Origin of the sequence: Nocardia yunnanensis, assembly GCF_003626895.1 — a bacterium.
Classification (GTDB): Bacteria; Actinomycetota; Actinomycetes; order Mycobacteriales; family Mycobacteriaceae; genus Nocardia; species Nocardia yunnanensis.
In genome coordinates, this window is sequence record NZ_CP032568.1 from 2,040,945 (window position 1) to 2,061,445 (window position 20,501).

The following is a 20,501-nucleotide window of genomic DNA, read 5'->3' on the forward strand; positions in this document are numbered from 1 at the left end:
CGCGCGCAGCACCCGTTCACGCGCGTGCCCCGCTGCGACAGGCAGCGGGGCACGAGAGCTACGAGAGTGCGCCCTACTTCTTCTTGTCCGAGGCCGACTCCGTGCTCAGCGCCGCCACGAAGGCTTCCTGCGGCACTTCGACGCGGCCGATCGTCTTCATGCGCTTCTTGCCTTCCTTCTGCTTCTCGAGCAGCTTGCGCTTACGGCTGATGTCACCGCCGTAGCACTTGGCCAGCACGTCCTTGCGGATGGCCCGAATGTTCTCGCGCGCAATGACCTTCGAGCCGATGGCGGCCTGGATGGGCACCTCGAACTGCTGGCGCGGGATGAGCTCGCGCAGCTTGGTGGTCATCTTGTGCCCGTACGCCTGGGCGGCGTCCTTGTGCACGATGGCCGAGAACGCGTCGACCGCCTCGCCCTGCAGCAGGATGTCCACCTTGACCAGCGCGGACTGCTGCTCACCGGCCTCCTCGTAGTCGAGCGAGGCGTAGCCGCGGGTGCGCGACTTGAGCGAGTCGAAGAAGTCGAAGATGATCTCCGCCATCGGCAGCGTGTAGCGCATCTCGACGCGGGTCTCCGACAGGTAGTCCATGCCGAGCAGTTCGCCGCGGCGGGACTGGCACAGTTCCATGATGGTGCCGACGAATTCGCTCGGCGCGATCACGGTGCAGCGGGTGATCGGCTCGTAGATCTCACGCACCTTGCCCTCGGGCCAGTACGACGGGTTGGTGACGACGTGCTCGGTGCCGTCCTCCATGACCACGCGGTAGATCACGTTGGGCGCGGTGGAGATCAGATCGAGGCCGAACTCGCGCTCGAGCCGCTCACGGGTGATCTCCATGTGCAGCAGGCCCAGGAAGCCACAGCGGAAGCCGAAGCCAAGGGCCACAGAGGTTTCCGGCACATAGGTCAGCGCGGCGTCGTTGAGCTGCAGCTTGTCCAGGGCGTCGCGCAGGTTCGGGTAGTCGGAACCGTCGACCGGGTACAGACCCGAGTAGACCATCGGCCGCGGCTCGCGGTAGCCGGTCAGCGCCTCGGTCGCGCCGTCGCGCTGCGAGGTGATGGTGTCACCGACCTTGGACTGGCGCACGTCCTTCACACCGGTGATGAGGTAGCCCACCTCACCGACGCCCAGACCCTGGGTGGGCTTGGGTTCCGGTGACACGATGCCGATTTCGAGCAACTCGTGGGTGGCGCCGGTGGACATCATCTTGATCTTCTGGCGCGGGGTGAGCTTGCCGTCCACCACACGCACATAGGTGACGACGCCGCGGTAGGTGTCGTAGACCGAGTCGAAGATCATGGCGCGGGCGGGGGCGTCGGCCTCGCCGACCGGCGGCGGCACCACGCGCACGGCCTCGTCGAGCAGCTCGGCCACGCCGACACCGGTCTTGCCCGAGACCCGCAGCACGTCCTCGGGCTCGCAGCCCACGATGTGGGCGAGCTCGGCGGCGTAGCGGTCCGGGTCGGCGGCCGGGAGGTCGATCTTGTTCAGGACCGGAATGATGGTCAGGTCCTTGTCCATGGCCAGGTACAGGTTGGCCAGGGTCTGCGCCTCGATGCCCTGGGCGGCGTCGACCAGCAGGATCGCGCCCTCACACGCTTCGAGCGCGCGCGACACCTCGTAGGTGAAGTCGACGTGGCCGGGCGTGTCGATCAGGTGCAGGACGTACTCCTCGTCACCGACCTTCCACGGCAGCCGCACGTTCTGCGCCTTGATGGTGATGCCGCGTTCCCGCTCGATGTCCATGCGGTCCAGGTACTGGGCGCGCATCGCGCGCTCCTCGACCACACCGGTGAGTTGCAGCATGCGATCGGCCAGGGTCGATTTCCCGTGGTCGATGTGCGCGATGATGCAGAAGTTCCTGATCCGGCTGGGATCGGTGAACGTCTTGTCGGCGAAGCTGCTAATCGGAGTCACTCCTCGGCATGGCGAAACAGCGGCATGTCAACGTGCAAGTCTACGGTGCTGTGTTTTTGGCCTCCGCTCCGCTCCGGCGGGTTCGCGGCCCCGAGGTCTCGATTCTTCCCTCCTCCGCTCCTCCGCTTCGCTCCCCCGCTCCGTCAGTCCAGAATCGAGACGGCCGCGAACCTGCACGTGGACCACCCTCGTGGGCAAGGAAATTCAGTGCGGATGAGATTCGGGGAGTCCGCCGTTAGGCTGCGGGACATGGCTGGCAGGTGGAACGCTCTGGGGAAGCAGTTGGGGATCGTGGCCAAGGAGCAGGGGACCCAGCTCGTGACGAACCAGGCCCCCAAGTTGATCGGGCGGGTGCGGCGATCCACGGTGTGGGATCGGGCGATGCGCGCGGTGACGACACCGCGCCAGGCGCCGGGGGTGCCGGTCCGGCCGACCTCGTCGGCGGGGGTGCCCTCGCACGAGCGGGCGCGGCTGATCGTCTACAGCCCGCAGCTGGACGGGCGGGCCGATCCGGGTGAGATCGTGTGGACCTGGGTCCCCTACGAGGAGGACCCGAGCAATGGCAAGGACCGGCCGGTGCTGGTGGTCGGGCGCGAGGGCAAGACCCTGCTGGGCCTCATGCTCTCCTCCAACGCCGATCACGCCCACCACGACAACTGGGTGGGCATCGGCGCGGGCGCGTGGGACAGCGCCGGGCGCGACAGCTGGGTGCGGCTGGACCGCGTCCTCGACGTTCCCGAGATGGGCATTCGCCGCGAGGGCGCGATCCTGCCGCGCAAGATCTTCGACCGGGTGGCACATCGGCTGTGCGCCGAATACCACTGGCACTGAACCGAATCAGCTCGCCATGTTGCGCGAGCGGCCGTACATCATCCCGTAGACCAGGGACCCCAGCACGCCGCCGATCAGCGGGAACACGATGAACACCCACAGCTGCGCGGGCGCGCCGTCCTGGAAGAAGGCGACCGCCAGGCTGCGGGCCGGGTTGGCCGAGGTGTTGTCCACCGGGATCGAGATCAGGTGAATCACCGTGTAGGTGAGGCCGATCGACAGCCCCGCCAGCGGAATGTCGGAGAGCTGATCGGTGGAGGCCAGCACCACGAACACCAGCAGCGCCGTCAGGATCACCTCCACGGTGATGGCGGCCGCCAGCCCGTACCCGTTGGTGGTGACCTCACCGAGCACCACCTTGGACGGGCTGTGCGCGCCCCAACCGTTCGCTCCCAGACCGTTTTTGGCGCGGTCGTAGGAGGGCAGGTTCTTGGCGACGGCGTAGACGACCGCGCCCGCCGCCAGCCCGCCGACGATCTGGGCGACCCAGTAGGCCGCCGCGACCACGAGGTTGACCCGCCCCAGCAGCAGCTGTCCGACGGTGACCGCCGGATTGACGTGGCAGCCGGAGATCGGCCCGATGGAATAGACGAGGAACAGCAGGGTCAGGCCGAAGGCCAGCGCCACGCCGAGCGCCCCGACCCGCTCCCCCGCCAGTACGGCGGTGCCGACACCGCCGAGCACCAGCACGAACGTGCCCAGCGCTTCGGCGAACACCTTGCGTCCCAGGGAGGGTGGCTGTAAGTCGGTGAGATTCTCGGCGACTTCCTGAGCTGTGGGGGACATCGGCTACCTTCCGCTTGCAGGGCATCCAAGGCTGCTTCAGGCCAGGCGGGTCATCTCCACCACGACCCCGAGACCGGTCGAGCCGCTCCCTGAAGATACCTTTCGGCGGCGCCACGGGGCCGATTTCCTACCGGTGCGCGTGGCCTGGTAGCCTCGACGGTCGGTGCTGCAACTGCCCCTCTCGTAGTGCGCGCCCGAAGACTTTGCTCTGCCAAACGACATTGCATCCCGCATACACACCAAACGAAGGAACACGAGGAAACCGGCGTGGCCAACATCAAGTCCCAGATGAAGCGGATTCGCACCAACGAGCTTGCGCGTCAGCGTAACCAGTCGGTGAAGTCCGCGCTGCGCACCTCGATCCGCAAGTTCCGCGAGGCCGCTGCGGCGGGCGAGAAGGACAAGGCGCTCGAGCTGATGCAGTCCGCGAGCAAGAGCCTGGACAAGGCCGCCTCGAAGGGCGTCATTCACGCCAACCAGGCCGCCAACAAGAAGTCGGCCCTGTCGCTGGCTTTCAACAAGCTCGGCTGATCTGCCCGGTACTTCTACCGGCATCATGCTTTCACCAGCCGCCGTGGCCACGATGACCACGGCGGCTTTTGTCGTGTCTGGACCGCCTCTCCGTGCCTTCTGCGGGCGGCTTGGGAGCCGTAAACCGCCACACACCCGTGCTACCGGTCGGGTGCCAAAACGATTTTGGAGGTACGCCGCGAGTTACCCCGGCCGCAACGAAATCAGCTGTCACGTCGGTTACGACTGTCAGACTTGCCGACTCGAGAAACAGACCGCAGGATGACACCGATACATCCGGGGGTTATTGGATATCGCACTGGGAGAACTCTCTTGGCATCGCTGCGTCGTGACAACCGTTCCTGGACCCGGGGCACGCTGGCCTTCAGCGTGGCCGCGGTCGCGCTGACCGCCGGTATGGGAGTGGCCACGGCCCGGCCCATCGGCCCGTTCGACGTGGGCGGGGCGATCGAGGTGGAGTACGACGCGGCCGGGGGCCCGGACTTCTTCGGCGACCCGACCACGCCGGAGAGCGACGCCGCGGGCGGGGGCAAGAAGCAGGACTTCGCCAACAACGTCTCCATCTACTGGACGCCGGCCACCAACGCGCACGCCATCGGCGGCTCGATCCGCGACAAGTGGCGGGGCGCCGGCTCCGAGGGCGGCACGCTGAAGTACCCGGTCACCGACGAGGGCCAGACCTCGAAACCCGGTCGCTTCCAGCACTTCCAGGGCGGATCGATCTACTGGTCGGTGGGGTCGGGCACCCATGTGGTCAGCGGCGTGATCCGCGACAAGTACTCCGCGGTCGGCTGGGAGTCCAGCCCGCTGGGCTTCCCCATCGCCGACGAGAACAAGACCGGCAGCACCGCCACCCACGAGCAGTTGTTCGAGGGCGGGGCGATCTACTCCACGCAGAAGACGGGCACCCACATCGTGTGGGGCGCGATCCGCGACGAATGGGTGCGCAACGGCGCGGAGAACGGCCGCTACGGCTACCCGAGCGGTGACGAGTACGACTACCAGGGCGGCAAGGCCCAGGACTTCCAGGGCGGCAAGATCGTCTGGAAGCCGGACGGCCAGTAGGCCGAGCCGGAAGGTCGGCAGGCCGGTGCGGGCCCGGTCGAGAATCCGGCCCTAGGAGGCGTTCTCGCGCAGGTCCAGAATCCGCGCGAGGGCGTGCTCGAGGGCGTAGTCGGCGTCCGCGGCCTGACCCTTCACATCCCCGTTGAGGGCCGCCACCACCTGCAGGGCCGCCCCGATGGAGGCGCCGGTCCAGCCGCGCGCCTGGCCCTGCGCCTTCTTCACCTTCCACGGCGGCATGCCGAGGTCTCCGGCCAGTTTGAACGGGTCGCCCCGCCCGGCCGAGCCGACCCGGGCGATGGTGTGCACCGAATCCGCGAGCGCGTCCGCGAGCAGCACCGCGGGGACGCCGCGATCGATGGCCCAGCGCAACGCCTCCATGGCCGCGGGACGGTCACCCGCCACGGCCAGGTCCGCCACCTCGAAGCCGGTCACCTCGGCCTTGCCCGAGTAGTACTGCCGCACCGCCGCGAGATCCACCTTGCCGCCGGTGTCGGCGGCCAACTGCGAACTGGCGGCGGCCAATTCCCGCAGGTCCGAGCCGACGGCCTCCAGCAGCGCCTGCACCACGTCGGCCGACACCTTCACGTTCGCGGCGCGAAACTCGTTGCGCACGAACTCGATCCGCTCGCCCGGCTTGGTGAGCTTGGCGCAGCTGTGCACCACCGCGCCCAGCTTCTGCAGGGCCGGCGCGAGCGCCTTGGCGCGTCCGCCGCCGGTGTGCAGGATGACCAGCACGACACCCTCCGGGGGCGCGGACGCGGCATCCTGGATCACCGCGACCGCGTCCTTGCCGGCCTCGGCGGCCGACTCCAGCACGATCACCCGGTCCTCGGCGAACAGCGAAGGGCTCAGCAGCTCCGCCAGTTCCGAGGAGCTGGCATCCCCGGCGCGCAGCCGATCCACCGGCAACGAGTCCGGATCCGGGGTGACGGATCGAGCCTGCGCGGTGATCGCCGCGACGGCCCGTTCGATCAGCAGTTCCTCTTCACCGAGCACGAGATGCAGGGGCGCGGGTCGCTGGTTCACGCCCCGATCCTACGAGTCCGCCCCGACAACCCCCGCGGGCCCACCGCGCGCGGCCAGGTCCGCGCCTTCCGCCGGCCCGGCCCGCGGGCGCAGCCCGACGATGATCAGCCCGCAGACGACCGCCGCGACCAGACCCGAGCGCAGACCGGTGGGCACCGAGACCGAAGCGCCCAGCGCGGCGGCCCGATCGGACACGGTGAGCAGCCACCACAGCGGTGGCGAGGTGCAGTGCAGGATCAGCGCCGCGAGCGGCGACCAGGCGCACGCCAGCAGCGCGCCGATCGCGCCGAGGACGGTGATGGGCGCGATGACCGGCTCCACGAGCATGTTGACCACGATGGCCACCAGGCTGAGATGCCCGGTCATGGCGATGACCAGCGGAGTGGTGACCACGAACGCCGCCGCGGCCACCGCGAAGGCATCCGCCGGAATGCGCCACCAGCCATGGGCCCGAAGCCAATCCGCCCAACCCGGTGCGATGACGATGAGCCCCGCCGTCGCCAGCACCGAGAGCGCGAACCCCGCGTCCACCGCCAGGCCCGGCGACCACGCCAGCAAACCGATGACCGCCGCGCACAACGCGGGTAGCGCCTGCTTGCGCCGACCCGTGCACAGGGCCAGCAGTGCGATGGCGCCCATGACGGCGGCACGCAGCACGCTCGGCGACGGCCGGGCCAGCACCACGAACATCACCAGCGCCGCCCCCGCGACCGCCACCCCGACGCGCGGATCCAGGGTCAGCGCCCGCGTCGAAACCAGCACGGCCCCCAGCAAAATGGTGACGTTGGCGCCGCTGACCGCCGTCAAATGCGACAGATCGGTTTCCTGGAAGTTCTCCTGCACGTGCTCGGTGAGCGCCGAGGTGTCTCCGATCACCAGGCCCGGCAGCAGCCCCGCGGCGTCGTCGGACAGGGCCCGGTGCGCGGAGGCCGCGAAGTCGCCGCGCACCCGGCCGGCCAGGCGCTGCCACCAGGCCGGCGCGCCGGCGATCAGCGGCGGCGCGTCGGCCCGCAGGACCGCCACCGTCGAATCCGCCCGCCACGGCCGGGCCACCCGCGCCCCGAATTCGACCCGCTGGCCCGGCAGCAGCGACTTCCATCCCGATGCGGGGGCCAGCACCGTCACCTGTCCGCCCGCCCGCACGATCCGCCCGCCGAGCCGGTATTCCAGCAGTTCGGCCCGCATCATCACCTTCGGTCCGCCGAACGGCTTGCTGCCCAACCGTTTCGGGTCATCGGCCAGCTCCACCACCGCGACCAGTCGCTGACCGGCGCGTACCGCCCGCAGCGGGTGTGTCTGCACGCGATACGCGTGCCAGGTGCTCGCCACTCCGAAGCCGGCGCCGATCAGCAAGGCCCCCAGCAGCACCCAGCCCACCATCGTCGTCCCACCTGCCCCGGCCGCCCGTCCGGCCCGCCACCGAAGCGTCAGCCAGACGCCCACACACAACGAGGCGAGCAGGCCGCCGGCCGCCACCGCCGCGCCCATCCGCCAGCCCGCGATCAAGGGGACAACCGTTGCGCCCCAGCAGCACACCGCCGCCGGCGCCAGCCGCGCGTCCAGCACCTCCGGGACGGCGACGGGACCACGCTCCCGGTCGGGGGCGGGTGTCGCGGTGCTCATATCGTCACCCGGTCGCGGAGGCGGTTGAGGCGGGAGTGGCCGATGCCCTGGATTTCGGCGAGCTGGTCTATCGAGGTGAAGCGGCCATGGCGGGTACGCCATTCGAGAATGGCCTTGGCGGTGACCGGGCCGACGCCGGGGAGAGCGTCGAGTTCGGATTCGGAGGCGGTATTGAGGTTGACCTTGCCGGGGACGCCGGTGGGGCGGGGTGGTGCGCCGGAGGCGGGCGGCGAGTTGGCCGCCGGGGAGCCGGATTTCACCAGGGTGGTGCCGGACGCCGGGGTGGTCGGGCGGGAGGTGGTGCGGGCGACGATGATCTGGTCGCCGTCGGTGAGGGGTTGGGCGAGATTGAGAGTGGACAGGTCGGCTTCGGGCAGCGGGGCGGCGGCGCGCAGGGCGTCGGCCACCCGGGCGCCGGGCGGGAAGCGGCGCAGCCCGCCGTGCTCGACCAGGCCGACGACGCTGACCACCAGCTCGCTCGGTGTGGCGGACGGGGCCGGGAGGGCGGTCGCGGTGGGGGCGAGCGGAACTCGGTCCGGCTGCGGCGCGACGGAACGCGACACCGGCGGGCGGGGCGCACCGGAGGTCGCCGCGACAGCGTCGGGTGCACCGGCTGCCGCGTCGGCGGGGACCGCGTCACCGGGGATCGTGTCGCCGGGGACGGTGTCGGTGAGGGATGCGATGGGCGGGACCGGATGGGAGACGGGCTCTTCGCGCAGCGCGACATAACCGGCCAGCAGGATGGCGAGCAGGCCGAGGGCGGCGATGACGAGCACTCCGCGCGGTCCCGGATCCCAGCGGGTGCCGCGGAAGCGTTCCGGCACCAGGCGCTCGTGCCAGAGCGACACGCTGCCGCAAGGTTCGGAAAGCCATGCGGGCGTGGAAATCCCGGATGCTTCGGGCGCGCTCGCCGGCGCCGCGGGACCGGGCTCGGCCTCCGTTGCGGTGCCGGATTCGCCGAGCTGGTCGAGAGACTCCTCGTCCCAGCGGGCAGGATGCGGGCGACCGGCGAGGCGGTGCAGTGGGGAGGGCAGGTGGCCCGGCGGGGTGCGTTCGTCGAGTTGTGGCATGTGGCCCACGGTAGGGACGACGGCGCACCGCTACGGTGCGGCGACCTGGACTTTCACCGAGCCTGTGGATAGCGAAACCGCTTGTGAACAAGACTGTTTCCGCTGGTGGCCGCCACCGGCGACGGATCCGGCGCGCTAGCCGCAGCCACCCGGGACGACCAGCGCGCCCACCGCGCCCATACCCAGGTGCACGCCCAGGGTGGGCCCGAATTCGGCGACGATGATCTCACGGATGCCGGGAATCAGATCCCGGAGCTGACCGGCCACGGTGTGCGCGGCCTCCTCGGCCCCGAGATGCTGGACGGCCACCGCCGCCCCGTCCTCACCGGCCGCATCCACCGCCGCCGCAACGAGTTTGGTGAACGCCTTGGAGCGAGTACGCGCCTTCTCCCGCATTTCGATCCGGCCGTCCACGATCTGCAGGATCGGTTTGGTGACCAGTTCGCTGCCGAAAAACGCCGCGGCCGAACTCAATCGGCCGCCCCGGCGCAGCTGTTCGGTGCGGTTGACCACGATGAACGCCCGCCCCCGGCTCGCGGCGGCCACCGCCGAGTCGTAGACGACATCGAGGGGTTCGCCGGCCTTGGCCCGGCGCGCGGCGGCCAGCACCGGCAGCCCGGTGCCCAAACCGGCGCTCAGCGAATCCACCAGCCGGATCCGGTCGCTGGCGTCCATATCGCGCACCGCCTGCCGCCCGGCCTCCCAGGTCCCCGACAGCTGCCGCGAGATGTGCACGGCGACAACGCCGTCGCCGGCGCTGAGTTCGAGCGCGCGCTCGTAGGCGGCGCGCAGGTCACCGGGCGAGGCGGCCGAGGTGGTGACCTGGGCGGAGCCGTAGTCGATATCGCAGGCGTCGACGCCCTCCCGGATTTCCCGGTCGTCGACCAGCACGTGCAGCGGCACGGCCAGCACACCAAGATCAGAAACCAGCTCGGCCGGCACGTTGGCCGACGAATCGGTCACCACCACCACGGTCATGCAGTGCGAACCTCGTTCGACGTCACTCCGGTCAGCACCTTGACCATGGCCCGCGCGACCGCGCTGTGCCCCTCCCAGCCCCAGTGGATGCCGTCGGGGTTGGCGGGACCATTGAACACGTTGTCGCGCACGGCTTCTCCGAGATCCACCAGCGGCACCGAGGTCGACGCCGCCCATGCTTTCACGGCCGCGACCATGGGTTCGCGGCCGCTGTGCACCTCGGCGTACGCCTCGCACCGATGCACCGACGGCAGCACCGCCACGAACGGCAGCTCGGGCCGCAACTGCGCCAGCGAGTTTCGCGACTGCTCGAGGTAGTCGACGCTCACGTGCGGCGGCAGCGCCACCGGCCAGCCCAGCGGAGACAGCCTGGGCTGCAGCCAGCCGTAGGCGTCGCGCACCCTGCGGCGCAGGGTGGCCGGTCGCACGTAGCGGATCAGCTCGCGCAGCGCGGTCGGCAGCGGCGAGGGCAGCGAATCCATTCCGCCGGTGGCGAATACCACCGCGCCCGCGCGCGGCACCGCCGCCCAGATGCGCGGGTCGCCGATCAGCGCCCAGTAGGCGTCCCGGCAGGTCCAGCCGATCCGCGCCACCAGCTCGACATCCCAGTCGAGTTCGGCGGCAACGAGATTCGGCCAGATGCGCGGGTGGTCGGCGGGCAGGCCGCCCTTGGGTCCGAAGTAGGACAGGGAATCGGCGACCACCACGAGCACCTTGCGCTCGGCCGCCGCGCTGTCCGGCGCCGCCGCGGTGTCGTGCACCGCCGCTGCGGCTTTCGGATCCTCAGAGGACATCGGGGGCTACCTTCGCGAGCGCGTTCCACACGTCCAGCCGCCAGCCGGGCTGATCGATGCTGGGGCCGTGACTGGTCAGCTGCACCCAGCTGGTGTTGGCCAGCCCGCCCAGGATCGGCCAATTCTGTTCCGGCAGTTCGAGCAATGCCGCGGTCAGCGCGGCGATCAGCCCGCCGTGCGCGACCAGCACGATGGTCCGGCCCGGCCAGTCCTCGCGGCGCTCGAGCAGTTCCCGCACCACCGGCAGCGCCCGCGCGCCGACCTGCAGCTTGGATTCGCCGCCGGGCGGGGTGAAGGTGGGGTCCAGCCGCCACGCCTTGCGCGCGCCCGGGAACTGGGCGTCGACCTCGCGGTGGTCCATCCCCTCCCACTGCCCGAGGTTGGTCTCGCGCAGCCGCGGATCGGTGACGACCGGCATGGCCGCGGCTTCGGCGACGGCCAGCGCGGTGTCGTGGGCGCGCCTGAGATCGGAGGAGACGATGGCGATGAGGTCGCCGCACGCCATGTCGGGCGCGCAGTCCTTGGCCTGGCGCCTGCCGACATCACTGAGTTCGGTGTCGATCTGGCCCTGCATGCGGTCGGAGGCATTCCATTCGGTCTGCCCGTGCCGCAGCAGAATCAACCGGCGGACGCCGGCCATCTTGCTCACTCCTGGTCCCCGCCCTTGCCTGCTTCGTTGTCCTCGGCGTTGTCCTCGGAATCCTCGGACGCCGCCGCGCGCGGACCGCCCAGCCCCTCGATCGGCACCTGCGGGCAGTCCTTCCACAGCCGCTCGAGGCCGTAGAAGTCACGCTCGTCCTCGTGCTGGACGTGCACCACGATCTCCACGTAGTCCAGCAGCGCCCAGCGGCCCTCGCGGGTGCCCTCGCGGCGGACCGGCTTGAATCCGGCCTCGCGCAGCTTGTCCTCGATATTGTCGACGATCGCGTTGACCTGCCGCTCGTTGGGCGCGGACGCGATGACGAAGCAGTCGGTGATGACCAGCTGCTCGGAGACATCCAGCACGATCACGTCGGCGGCGAGCTTCTCGTCGGCGGCCAGCGCGGCCACCGTCGCCATCTTGATCGCTTCTGCCGATGCTGTCACCCTGCTACCTCTTCCCTGCGCACTTTCACCATGCACTGTCTGTGCTTCGACGAGCACTCCGTTTGTTCAAGATTCACTGTCTTGCGGCACGTACAGGTGCCGTTTCGAGATGTATTGGACGACACCGTCCGGGACGAGGTACCACACCGGGCGGCCCTCCCCCGCCCGCCGCCGGCATTCGCTCGACGAGATGGCCAGGGCCGGGATTTCCACCATGGTGACCGTGCCCGCGGGGTAGTCGCGCAGAAAATCGGCCAGATGGTCGATGTTCAACTCGTACCCCGGACGGGTCACGCCGACGAATTTCGCCAGCTCGAACAGTTCCGACCAATCCTGCCATGTCAGGATGCTGGCCAGCGCGTCCGCTCCGGTGATGAAGTACAGATCCGCATCCGGATGCAGTTCGGCCAGGTCGCGCAGGGTGTCGACGGTGTAGGTCTCCTTGCCGCGGTCCACGTCCACGCGGCTCACCGAGAAGCGCGGATTGGACGCGGTGGCGATGACCGTCATCAGATACCGGTCCTCGGCCGCGCTGACCGCGCGATCGCCCTTCTGCCAGGGCTGGCCGGTCGGCACGAAGATCACTTCGTCCAGATCGAACCGATTGGCGACCTCACTGGCCGCGACCAGGTGCCCGTGGTGGATGGGGTCGAAGGTGCCGCCCATCACGCCCAGCTTGCGGCGGCCGTTCGTATGCACGAAAAGCGAGCTTACCGGGGGCGATGGCGGCGGCCGCGCACCGGCGGGGCGGGAGACGGGCCGCGGCCTTCGGATCAGGCTGACCACAACCCGCGACTTCCGGGCGGACTCGAGTTGCCATGGGTGTGCTGTTGGTGATCCGCAGTCCCGCAGCAGTCGAATCAATCAAGGGAACTCGTCATGGGACGACATTCTTATCGGTTTGCCGCAGCGCTGGCCGCGCTCGGTTTGTCCGCTCTCGCCGCGCCGAGTGCGCAGGCGGAACCGGCTGCCCTCGACGGTCTGTTCGCGCTGGCGCCCGGCGTGTGTGCGAACGGCGCGGTGACCGGAAGCTTCTTCCGCATGATCCTGCCGACCGGCGACGCGAGCGGACCCTATCTACAGAACAGCGACTCGCGGTGCAGCGATCAGACGGTGACGCCGCTGTCGGCGGGCACCGATGGCGGGCTGGTCAGCGGCAGCTACCAGCCCCAGCCCGCCGCGGCCTTCGACGGCGCGGGCAACGCACAGTCGGGGCGGGTCACCACGCCGGTGCGGTTCTACGGCGTCGATTTCGCGACCGCGACCAATCCCACGGATCCGCAGACCGGCGCCGGAACCGGTCTGCCGCAGCTGTTCAGCGAGGGCGGCCGACTGTCGGGTGATTTGAGCAGTCTGGGTGTCACCTGGAACAACCAGGTGTTCAATCAGGGTTCGCCGAAGCCCGGCGGCGGGCTGCCCGGTAAGACCAGCGGGATCAGCGGAAACATCGACGCGGCGGGCAATTTCGTCCTCGAGTGGACGAGCCAGATCGTGGGCGGGCCGTTCAACAACTTCACCGGGCTGTGGCATCTGGCGGGGCAGTATCGGGGCAGCCTGCCGCAGGGTGCGCCCGCGGCGGCGCCGATCGCGCCACCGTCCCCGGCCTCGGCTCCGGCTGCCACCGCGGCACCGGGCGGACCGCAGGCCGAGTCGCCGGCGCAGCCCGGTCCCGCTCCCGCCGCTGGCCCGGTGACCGCACCCGCCGCCGCGCAGCAGCCGCAGGCCGCGCCGGGCCTGGCCACCAAGACCGTGGAAATCCCACGGGGCCAGCGCTATCCGTGGCTGGTTCCGGTGCTGCTGATCGTCGCGGTGGCGGGCACCGGGGTGTTCTTCGGCGCGGACCGCCTGGTCCGGATCCGGCGATGAACGCCGTGTCGACGCTGCCGGAGCTGCCCGCCTATTCCGAATTCGTCTCGCACCTCGAGCGGGCGCCCGCACGGACCGCGACCCGATGGCCGTTCGCCGTGCTGGCGGTGCTCGGCGTGCTGCTGGTGGCCGCGCCGGTGGGGACGGGCATGTTCCCGCGAGCCGCCAAGGGCGCGGCCATGATCGACGCCTTCGGGCCGTACGTGACGGCGCAGAGCATCGACGGGTATCGCTCCGATCTGCGGGTGCTGGCCGACGCGCGCACGAATATCGTTGCCGTGCAGTCGACTTCGACTCCTCCGGGCGAGTATCCACGGGTCGATCAGTTCGTCCGGGATTACCCGGGGATCCAGTCGGACATGTCGGCCATGCTGGATGCGATCGACACCCATCGCGACAACTACCGGACGCTCGCGGGCACAGTGCCTTTCGGCGTGCTGCCGTGGCTGCTCGCGCTCCCGGGCGTGGTTCTCACCGCCGCCGGGGTGTTCGGCTTCCGCGCCGCGGGTCGGGGCTCGCGGGCCACGGCCTGGCGCGCAACGGCGGCCTTGGCCGGGCTCGCGCTGATCGTCACGCCGCTCGCGGGCGGCCTGTTCCCGGCCGGACCGGCGGCGCAACCGCTCATCGACGGGTTCCGGCCGATTCTCACCGCCGCCGAAGTGCACCGGGTGCAAGGCTATTTCGTGACCCTGGTGGCCGCGGACGGCGAGTTGAACAGCCGCTACACCGCGGCGGTGCGGACCGCGCGGCCCGACGCCGAGCTCGGTGGCATCACCGCCCTGGAGCAGCGTTGGCAGCCCATGACCTCGCGATTCGCCGCGCTGGTCGGGACGATGAACGACAATGTCGGCAATTTCGACGCCGTGGTGGCGTTGAACGACGTCAGCCGACCGCTCGGGTTCGGCGCGTTCCGCGGCCTCGCTTGGGGTTTCGCGATTCCCGGCGCACTGGTTCTCGGTCTGACGGTGATCGGGTCGCGCCGCCCTCGCACCGATCTAATCGATACCGGCGAAGGAGAGCCGCAATGATCGTGCTGAAAAGCTCTGTGCGCGGCGGCATCATGGCCGTCGTGCTGGCGGCGACCGCCGTGCTCGCCGCGGGCTGCGGCAGTGGGGATACCGCGAAATCCTCGACCGGGCCCGAACAGCTGGTGGGCCTGTTGCATTTCACGCCGGGCGCGGTGGACGGAAATACGGTGCGGGGCACCTGGTTCCGTATGGTGCAGCCGGGCGGGACGCCCGAGAACGGCCCCTACATGCCCAATGGTGATTCGCCTGCGCAGGGCGGGTCCACCACCCTTCTGGCACCGGGCACCGCGGGCGGCCTGCGGGTGGGCGGCTACCAGAGTGAGCCCAAACCGGGTTTCGCGCAGGGCAATTCACTCTCCGATTCGATCACCAAGCCCACGAGGTTCTTCGCGGTCGAGTTCGGCGTCTCCACCAATCCGGTCGATCCGCAGACCCAGCGCGAGGTGGGTCCGCCGACGGTGGTGAACAACGACGGCAAGCTCACCGCCGATCTGTCGGCGTGGGCGGCCTCCTGGAACGACCAGGAGTTCAACCAGGGCGCGCCCAAGCCGCCGGAGAAGCAGGGCGCTCAGGTCGCCGGTTCCGAGCAGGTGCGGAAGGTGTGGGACTGGGTCGCCCACCAGTGGTTCGACCGCCCGAAATCCGATGCCGCCCAGGGCCCGTCCGCCACCGGTACCTACGACCCCAAGACCCGCGCCTTCACCCTCCAGTGGACCAGCCTCATCGTCGGCGGGCCGTTCAACGGCTTCACCGGCGTCTGGCATCTGGAGGGCGTCTACGAACCCGATCCCGCCACGCCGACCGCCACCGCGCAGGAGCCGCACCCATGACCTCCACCGAAACCATCAGGCGACCGGCCTTGGTCGCCGCCATCCGCGCAGTCGCGGCACTCACCGTGGTAGGCAGCGCCGCCGCGGCCACCACCCTGACCGTGCGCGCCGACGAGCGGGTGCCGACGGTGGTCGTGGTGGGCGAACAGCAGGCGGCCGCAACACAATCCGCCGACCACGTGACCGTTGCGCCGACACCGGCGGATCCGCTGGGCGCTGCGGGTTCGTCCGCCCCGGCCGCCGCGCCCGCGCCGTCGGGTGCCGCTCCCGCGGCCGCGGTTCCGCTGAACTCCGGTGGACAGGCCCCCGGCGCGACCGTTCAGATCGGACAGAGCAACCCGCCCGGCGCTGCGACGCCGTCAGGTCCGGCCGCAAATCCCGACAGCGCAACACCATTGGGGGCGGCCGATCCCTTCGCCATCGCGCCGGTGAACACCCAGCCCGCGTGCCCGCTGGGTTGGCCCGCCCCGGCGCAGCAGGGCGGCCTGGCCTCGCTCATCGGCTTGGCCCCGCTGGCCGGCCCGTTCTCCTCGGAGGCCTTCGCCCTCGGCTCCGTCTATCAGCCGATCTTGCAATTGGTCGGACCGGTGCTGGCCGAGATCTCCCCGATCATCACCCGGTACCAGCCCTTGATCGATCCGATCATCGCTCAGGTCCAGGGCGTGGAAGCGATTGTCCTACAGGCGATCCTCCCCTACTACGGCCCCTACCGCAGCCAGCTGATCGCCGCCGAGGGCGACCTGGCCAAGGCCCTCGCCCCGGCCCTGAACAACGTCTACAACAGCGAGATCGCCTCCTGCTTCGTCGCCTGGCAGGGCCAGCTCATCGACCAGGCCAAGGGCGGCCGCATCACGGTCGCCTCCCTGGCTCATCCGGGCGCCGTCGTCGAACTGGGCCCGGAGGCCTGATCCGGCCGGGCTGCTCAGGCGAGCAGCGCGCGGGTGGCGGGGACGACGTCGCCGATCCAGCGGCGGAGCTGGGTTTCGTCCTGGGATTCGGGCCAGAGGACGAAGGTATCGAAGCCGGTGTCCGTGGCCAGGTCGGCCAGAATGCGAGCCCAGCCGGCCGCATCGGTGCGGATGCGCTCCTCACCGCGCAGGGTGACCGGGCCCGGCGAGTCGGTGACCGTCCCGACGAGCTGCGCCATGCGCATGATGTCGGTCGGCTTGCGGCCCGCGTCGATGGCGGCGGACGAGATGATCTCCTGTGCCGCCTGCCATTTCTCGTACGGCAGGTAGTGCGGGATCGGCGCGGCCCAGCCGTCGGCGATGCGCCCGGTGAGCACATTGGCCTTCGGCCCGACGCTGCCGAACCAGATCCCGACCGGATGCGCGGGCGCGGGCCCCGCCTGCACGCCCGTCACGCTGTATTGCGCGCCTTCGACTGTCGCCTTGGTCCCCGGCTGCCACATTGCCCGGATGATCGCTGTGGCCTCCTCCAGCGCCCGCAACGCTTCGGGATTGGTGCGCGTCGGCCCGCCCATGGCACTGATCGCGGGCCAGAAGGCCCCCGCCCCCAACGCGAGCTCGAATCGCCCGCCGCTCAGCAGATCCAGCGTCGCCGCCTGCTTTCCCACCATGGCCGGTCCGCGCAACGGCAAGCTCGCCACATCCGGAAACACCCGCAGCCGCTCGGTCTCCGCCAACACGGTGGCGATCACCGCGAACGTATCCGCCAGCCCGCCCGCATACGGATGATCCTGAATCCCAAGCAGATCCAAGCCCTCCCGATCCGCCACCTTGGCCAGGTCCCGCACCTCCGCCAACTCACTCGCCGTCGGCGCCAACTGAATTCCGAATCGTAGATCCACCCAGCGATCATGCCAGTCGAATCAGAGCGAGTCAGGCGCGGTGACGGAGCGGGGGTGGAGGACGATGGTGTCCATGGAGAGCACGCTGATCGACGTGAAGACCGGGCGAAGCGAAGTCGTGCACGACCTCACCCCGCAGTGCGCGGACTTCCTGCGGGAGACGGCACGCGGCGGGGACGGGCTGCTGCATGTGTTCGTACCCCACGCGACCGCTGGTGTCGCCCTCATCGAACTCGGCGCGGGCAGCGACGACGATCTGCTGGCGGCCCTGCGCGACCTGCTGCCCGCCGATGACCGGTGGCGGCACGCGCACGGTTCGCGCGGTCACGGCCGCTCGCATGTGATGCCCGCGCTGATCGCGCCGTACGCGACCGTGCCGGTGCTGGGCGGCGAAATGGCCTTGGGCACCTGGCAATCGATCGCGATGGTCGATCTCAATGTGGACAACCCGGTGCGGCAGGTGCGGCTGTCGTTCCTGGCCGGTTGAGCCGCCGAGTCAGGCGGACGGCCGCCGCGATTTCGGCAGCTTGCTGACGATGGCGTCATAGGAAATGTCGATGAGTTCGCGAAGTTCCTCGTCGGGCACCTTGCCGCCCACCCGCACCCGGTTCCAGCCGAAGCGGCCGATATAGGCGGAGGCGGACACGTCGCCGGGATAGACGTGGACGAGTTCGTCGGCCTCGGCGCGGTCGCGACCGCATTTGAGGCCGACGGATTCGCCGTTGCCGATGAAGGCGAAGATCTTGTCGCCGACCTTGGCGACCACATCGCCCTCCCACGGTTCGTCTTCCCACGCACCGGGTTTGGCGAGGCAGTAGGCGAGCACGTCCACGGTGTCTCCTAGATGGGCAGTAGGCGGCCGACGACGGCGGTGAGCTGGCGGGCGGAACGGCATTCGTGCATCTCGATGATGTCGGCGTAGCGGTCGGCGGCCGAATCGCCGGTACCCCACATCTTCTCGGCCTCGGGGTTGAGCCAGTAGGCGTGCTTGGCGGTGTCGACCAGCTGCCGGAGCGTGTCCAATGCCGGGTCGCGGTAGTTGGTGCGGGCGTCGCCGAGGATCAGCAGGGAGGTGCGGCTGGTGACGGCGTCGGGGAACTTCTCCGCGAGACCTTCCAGCGCCGAGCCGTAGTCGGAGTGGCCCTCGATGCCGACCACCTTGGACTCGGTGAAGATGCGCCGGGTCAGCTGATCCAGCGGCGTCTTCGAGTCGAACAGCTGCGTGACCTCGTCGGTCTGATCCACGAACGCGAAGATGCGGACTCGGGAGAACTGTTCGCGCAGGGCGTTGACCAGCAGCATGGTGAAGCTGGAGAAACCCGCGACCGAGCCCGAGATATCGCACAGCAGCACCAGATCCGGCCGGCCGGGTCGCGGTTTGCGGGTGACCAGGTTGACCGGGACGCCGCCGGTGGACATGGATTTGCGGATGGTCTTGCGCAGATCGATCTCGCCGCGCCGCGACCGGCGGCGGCGCGCGGCCAGCCTGGAGGCCAGCACCCGCGCCAAACGCTGACTGCTGCGGCGCAATTCGTCCAGCTCGGTCTGGGAGATGCGCAGGAAGTCGGCGTCCTCGGCCTGCCGGGCGACACCGTAGGTGGCGACCCGGTCGCGGCCGATGCGCTCGGCGACGCGGCGGCGGGTCTCGGCCTCCACGGTGCCGCGAAAATCCTTGATGCGCTGGCGCGCGGTGCGGCGCGCCACCTCCGCGTCGAAGCCGGCCGGATCGAAGTCGGAGTTGTCCATGCCCTGCGCGAGCCCGGCGAGAATCTTGCTCACCAGCAGTTCGGGCTGCAGATCCTTGAGCGTCTGATACGCCGAGAACGACGGCCCGCCCGCCGCCTGATACTGCCCCATCTGCTCGACCATCTGCGCGGCCAGCGCCTGCAACTGCTGCGCCTGCTCACCGGACGGATCCTGGATCAGCAACTCCGCCAGCATCTTCCGCAGTTCCAGAATGTCCACGGAACCATCCGGTTTGACCGGCAGTTCGACGTCGACGGCCCCGACGCGCTCGCCCAGCGCCGCCGGGAACCACAGGTCGAACATGCCGTCGAAGGTGGCCCGCTGGGTGGTGCGCCGCAGCAGCGCGCACGCCAGCCCCTCGCGCAACGCTTCCCGGTCCATCAGGTCCAGCACGGTGAGAACCTGTCCGGCGTCCACGGTTTCGGACGGCCCGACCGGAATTCCCCTGCCGCGCAAGGCTTCCACGAACCCGACCAGATGTCCTTGCAGCCCGTGCTCGGCGGTCGGGCCCGGCACCGTCACCGGTTTGGCGGGCGTGCCGCCCGAAATCGCCCGCATGGCAGCCGACACCAGTCCGCGCTGCCGGTTGTCGGTCATGTCAGGCCAGCTTCAGCTCGGACTGCGCGCGCACGTGATCGGCTTGATGTTTGAGCACCACCCCGAGCGTCGCCCGCACCGTCTTGTCGTCGAGATCCTTGGCGCCCAACGCCAGCAGCGTGCGCGCCCAGTCGATGGATTCCGCCACCGACGGCAGCTTCTTGAGCTGCATACCGCGCAGCACGTGCACGATCCGCACCAGCTGGGCCGCCACCGCGGGCTTGAGTTCGGGCACCCGGCTGGCCAGGATGCGGCGCTCGAGGTCCTCGTCCGGGAAGTCGATGTGCAGGTACAGGCAGCGCCGTTTCAACGCCTCCGACAGTTCGCGGGTGGCGTTGGAGGTCAGCACCACGAACGGCTTGCGCGTCGCGGCGATCGTCCCCAATTCCGGCACGGTGACCGAGAAGTCGCTGAGCACCTCCAGCAGCAGGCCCTCGATCTCGACGTCGGCCTTGTCGGTCTCGTCGATGAGCAGCACGGTCGGCGCGTCGCGCCGGATGGCGGTCAGCAGCGGGCGTTCCAGCAGAAATTCCTCGGTGAAGACGTCGGCTTTGGTTTCGGCCCAATCGTTTTCCGAGGAGGCCTGAATGCGCAGGATCTGCTTGGCGTGATTCCACTCGTAGAGCGCACGCGCCTCGTCCACGCCCTCGTAGCACTGCAACCGCACCAGTTCCGCACCCGCGACCTGCGCGACCGCCTTGGACAGTTCGGTCTTGCCGACACCGGCCGGGCCCTCGATGAGCAGCGGTTTGCCGAGCCGGTCGGCGAGGAAAACCGAGGTGGCGGTGGCCTTGTCGGCGAGGTAGCCGGTGCCGGCCAGCCGCTCGATCACATCGTCGACCGACGCGAAGATCGGCTCCTGGTTGGGTGCGGTGGTCGGAGCCACGGGCGGTCCTTTCAGTTCCAGCGGGTG

At 69.7% G+C, this 20,501-nt stretch carries 22 protein-coding genes; 8 read left to right on the plus strand and 14 right to left on the minus strand.

Annotated elements, in window-relative coordinates; all coding sequences use genetic code 11:
* Positions 1 to 73: 73 nt before the first annotated feature.
* Complete coding sequence (gene lepA / locus D7D52_RS09340; protein ID WP_120735960.1) at positions 74 to 1,921, minus strand: translation elongation factor 4; 1,848 nt, start codon at positions 1,919 to 1,921, stop codon at positions 74 to 76.
* Between the two features lie 249 nt (positions 1,922 to 2,170).
* Between lepA and D7D52_RS09345 the strand changes: the two genes are divergently transcribed.
* On the plus strand, positions 2,171 to 2,752 hold the full coding sequence (locus D7D52_RS09345; protein WP_120735961.1) for a type II toxin-antitoxin system PemK/MazF family toxin: 582 nt from the start codon (positions 2,171 to 2,173) through the stop codon (positions 2,750 to 2,752).
* A gap of 6 nt (positions 2,753 to 2,758) precedes the next feature.
* Here D7D52_RS09345 and D7D52_RS09350 read toward each other — a convergent pair whose 3' ends face one another.
* Complete coding sequence (locus D7D52_RS09350) at positions 2,759 to 3,538, minus strand: aquaporin (RefSeq protein WP_120735962.1); 780 nt, start codon at positions 3,536 to 3,538, stop codon at positions 2,759 to 2,761.
* A gap of 267 nt (positions 3,539 to 3,805) precedes the next feature.
* Here D7D52_RS09350 and rpsT point away from each other — a divergent pair, with 267 nt between their 5' ends.
* Together rpsT and D7D52_RS09360 are read left to right on the plus strand one after the other, a co-directional pair.
* Positions 3,806 to 4,069, plus strand: coding sequence for a 30S ribosomal protein S20 (rpsT, locus tag D7D52_RS09355; RefSeq protein WP_033086444.1), 264 nt, complete (start codon positions 3,806 to 3,808; stop codon positions 4,067 to 4,069).
* Positions 4,070 to 4,381: 312 nt separating this feature from the next.
* Complete coding sequence (locus tag D7D52_RS09360) at positions 4,382 to 5,134, plus strand: LGFP repeat-containing protein (protein WP_246023719.1); 753 nt, start codon at positions 4,382 to 4,384, stop codon at positions 5,132 to 5,134.
* Positions 5,135 to 5,185: 51 nt separating this feature from the next.
* Here D7D52_RS09360 and holA read toward each other — a convergent pair whose 3' ends face one another.
* From holA to nadD, 8 genes are all read right to left on the minus strand, one after another.
* Complete coding sequence (gene holA / locus D7D52_RS09365; RefSeq protein WP_120735963.1) at positions 5,186 to 6,160, minus strand: DNA polymerase III subunit delta; 975 nt, start codon at positions 6,158 to 6,160, stop codon at positions 5,186 to 5,188.
* Between the two features lie 9 nt (positions 6,161 to 6,169).
* A complete protein-coding gene (locus D7D52_RS09370) occupies positions 6,170 to 7,783 on the minus strand; it encodes a ComEC/Rec2 family competence protein (protein ID WP_187703129.1) in 1,614 nt (537 codons plus the stop codon).
* Positions 7,780 to 8,853, minus strand: coding sequence for a ComEA family DNA-binding protein (locus tag D7D52_RS09375; protein WP_120735964.1), 1,074 nt, complete (start codon positions 8,851 to 8,853; stop codon positions 7,780 to 7,782). Before D7D52_RS09375 ends, D7D52_RS09370 begins: the two co-directional genes overlap by 4 nt.
* 135 nt (positions 8,854 to 8,988) lie before the next feature.
* Positions 8,989 to 9,831, minus strand: coding sequence for a DegV family protein (locus D7D52_RS09380; RefSeq protein WP_120735965.1), 843 nt, complete (start codon positions 9,829 to 9,831; stop codon positions 8,989 to 8,991).
* The gene (octT, locus tag D7D52_RS09385) at positions 9,828 to 10,625 is read right to left on the minus strand and encodes a diglucosylglycerate octanoyltransferase (RefSeq protein ID WP_120735966.1); all 798 of its coding nucleotides are present in this window, start codon (positions 10,623 to 10,625) and stop codon (positions 9,828 to 9,830) included. Before octT ends, D7D52_RS09380 begins: the two co-directional genes overlap by 4 nt.
* A complete protein-coding gene (locus D7D52_RS09390; RefSeq protein ID WP_120743951.1) occupies positions 10,615 to 11,265 on the minus strand; it encodes a histidine phosphatase family protein in 651 nt (216 codons plus the stop codon). The genes octT and D7D52_RS09390 overlap by 11 nt, the downstream gene beginning before the upstream one ends.
* Positions 11,266 to 11,270: 5 nt before the next feature.
* Positions 11,271 to 11,711: a ribosome silencing factor gene (gene rsfS, locus D7D52_RS09395; RefSeq protein WP_120735967.1), complete on the minus strand. Its 441-nt coding sequence runs from the start codon at positions 11,709 to 11,711 to the stop codon at positions 11,271 to 11,273.
* 66 nt (positions 11,712 to 11,777) lie between these two features.
* Positions 11,778 to 12,410, minus strand: a complete 633-nt coding sequence (gene nadD, locus D7D52_RS09400; protein WP_120735968.1) for a nicotinate-nucleotide adenylyltransferase — start codon at positions 12,408 to 12,410, stop codon at positions 11,778 to 11,780.
* Positions 12,411 to 12,590: 180 nt separating this feature from the next.
* Between nadD and D7D52_RS09405 the strand changes: the two genes are divergently transcribed.
* The 4 genes from D7D52_RS09405 to D7D52_RS09420 are packed head-to-tail and all read left to right on the plus strand — an operon-like array spanning position 12,591 to position 16,343.
* Positions 12,591 to 13,577, plus strand: a complete 987-nt coding sequence (locus tag D7D52_RS09405; protein WP_120735969.1) for a hypothetical protein — start codon at positions 12,591 to 12,593, stop codon at positions 13,575 to 13,577.
* Positions 13,574 to 14,605: a hypothetical protein gene (locus D7D52_RS09410; RefSeq protein ID WP_120735970.1), complete on the plus strand. Its 1,032-nt coding sequence runs from the start codon at positions 13,574 to 13,576 to the stop codon at positions 14,603 to 14,605. Before D7D52_RS09405 ends, D7D52_RS09410 begins: the two co-directional genes overlap by 4 nt.
* Positions 14,602 to 15,435 carry a hypothetical protein gene (locus D7D52_RS09415; RefSeq protein ID WP_246023720.1) on the plus strand — a complete coding sequence of 278 codons (834 nt, stop codon included), beginning with the start codon at positions 14,602 to 14,604 and terminating at the stop codon, positions 15,433 to 15,435. The genes D7D52_RS09410 and D7D52_RS09415 overlap by 4 nt, the downstream gene beginning before the upstream one ends.
* Complete coding sequence (locus D7D52_RS09420) at positions 15,432 to 16,343, plus strand: hypothetical protein (protein WP_120735971.1); 912 nt, start codon at positions 15,432 to 15,434, stop codon at positions 16,341 to 16,343. The genes D7D52_RS09415 and D7D52_RS09420 overlap by 4 nt, the downstream gene beginning before the upstream one ends.
* A 14-nt stretch (positions 16,344 to 16,357) precedes the next feature.
* Here D7D52_RS09420 and D7D52_RS09425 read toward each other — a convergent pair whose 3' ends face one another.
* A complete protein-coding gene (locus D7D52_RS09425; protein ID WP_120735972.1) occupies positions 16,358 to 17,245 on the minus strand; it encodes an LLM class flavin-dependent oxidoreductase in 888 nt (295 codons plus the stop codon).
* A gap of 73 nt (positions 17,246 to 17,318) precedes the next feature.
* On the opposite strand from D7D52_RS09425, the gene D7D52_RS09430 reads away from it, so the two are divergent.
* Positions 17,319 to 17,732 (plus strand): secondary thiamine-phosphate synthase enzyme YjbQ, encoded by a 414-nt coding sequence (locus tag D7D52_RS09430; RefSeq protein WP_120743953.1) that lies wholly within the window; start codon positions 17,319 to 17,321, stop codon positions 17,730 to 17,732.
* 9 nt (positions 17,733 to 17,741) lie between these two features.
* Here the strand turns inward: D7D52_RS09430 and D7D52_RS09435 are convergent, their stop codons facing one another.
* The 3 genes from D7D52_RS09435 to D7D52_RS09445 are packed head-to-tail and all read right to left on the minus strand — an operon-like array spanning position 17,742 to position 20,474.
* Positions 17,742 to 18,077 carry an MmcQ/YjbR family DNA-binding protein gene (locus D7D52_RS09435; protein ID WP_246023721.1) on the minus strand — a complete coding sequence of 112 codons (336 nt, stop codon included), beginning with the start codon at positions 18,075 to 18,077 and terminating at the stop codon, positions 17,742 to 17,744.
* A gap of 8 nt (positions 18,078 to 18,085) precedes the next feature.
* Positions 18,086 to 19,549 (minus strand): vWA domain-containing protein, encoded by a 1,464-nt coding sequence (locus D7D52_RS09440; RefSeq protein WP_120743954.1) that lies wholly within the window; start codon positions 19,547 to 19,549, stop codon positions 18,086 to 18,088.
* Positions 19,550 to 19,589: 40 nt separating this feature from the next.
* Positions 19,590 to 20,474 carry an AAA family ATPase gene (locus D7D52_RS09445; RefSeq protein ID WP_120735974.1) on the minus strand — a complete coding sequence of 295 codons (885 nt, stop codon included), beginning with the start codon at positions 20,472 to 20,474 and terminating at the stop codon, positions 19,590 to 19,592.
* Positions 20,475 to 20,501: the final 27 nt, after the last annotated feature.

Bases quoted from the DNA above. Each gene is read 5' to 3' on its own strand.
- D7D52_RS09345 (WP_120735961.1), top strand. From the start codon at position 2,171: ATGGCTGGCAGGTGGAACGCTCTGGGGAAGCAGTTGGGGATCGTGGCC.
- D7D52_RS09350 (WP_120735962.1), bottom strand. From the start codon at position 3,538: ATGTCCCCCACAGCTCAGGAAGTCGCCGAGAATCTCACCGACTTACAG.
- D7D52_RS09370 (WP_187703129.1), bottom strand. From the start codon at position 7,783: ATGAGCACCGCGACACCCGCCCCCGACCGGGAGCGTGGTCCCGTCGCC.
- D7D52_RS09375 (WP_120735964.1), bottom strand. From the start codon at position 8,853: ATGCCACAACTCGACGAACGCACCCCGCCGGGCCACCTGCCCTCCCCA.
- D7D52_RS09380 (WP_120735965.1), bottom strand. From the start codon at position 9,831: ATGACCGTGGTGGTGGTGACCGATTCGTCGGCCAACGTGCCGGCCGAG.
- octT (WP_120735966.1), bottom strand. From the start codon at position 10,625: ATGTCCTCTGAGGATCCGAAAGCCGCAGCGGCGGTGCACGACACCGCG.
- D7D52_RS09390 (WP_120743951.1), bottom strand. From the start codon at position 11,265: ATGGCCGGCGTCCGCCGGTTGATTCTGCTGCGGCACGGGCAGACCGAA.
- D7D52_RS09405 (WP_120735969.1), top strand. From the start codon at position 12,591: ATGGGACGACATTCTTATCGGTTTGCCGCAGCGCTGGCCGCGCTCGGT.
- D7D52_RS09410 (WP_120735970.1), top strand. From the start codon at position 13,574: ATGAACGCCGTGTCGACGCTGCCGGAGCTGCCCGCCTATTCCGAATTC.
- D7D52_RS09415 (WP_246023720.1), top strand. From the start codon at position 14,602: ATGATCGTGCTGAAAAGCTCTGTGCGCGGCGGCATCATGGCCGTCGTG.
- D7D52_RS09420 (WP_120735971.1), top strand. From the start codon at position 15,432: ATGACCTCCACCGAAACCATCAGGCGACCGGCCTTGGTCGCCGCCATC.
- D7D52_RS09430 (WP_120743953.1), top strand. From the start codon at position 17,319: ATGGAGAGCACGCTGATCGACGTGAAGACCGGGCGAAGCGAAGTCGTG.
- D7D52_RS09440 (WP_120743954.1), bottom strand. From the start codon at position 19,549: ATGCGGGCGATTTCGGGCGGCACGCCCGCCAAACCGGTGACGGTGCCG.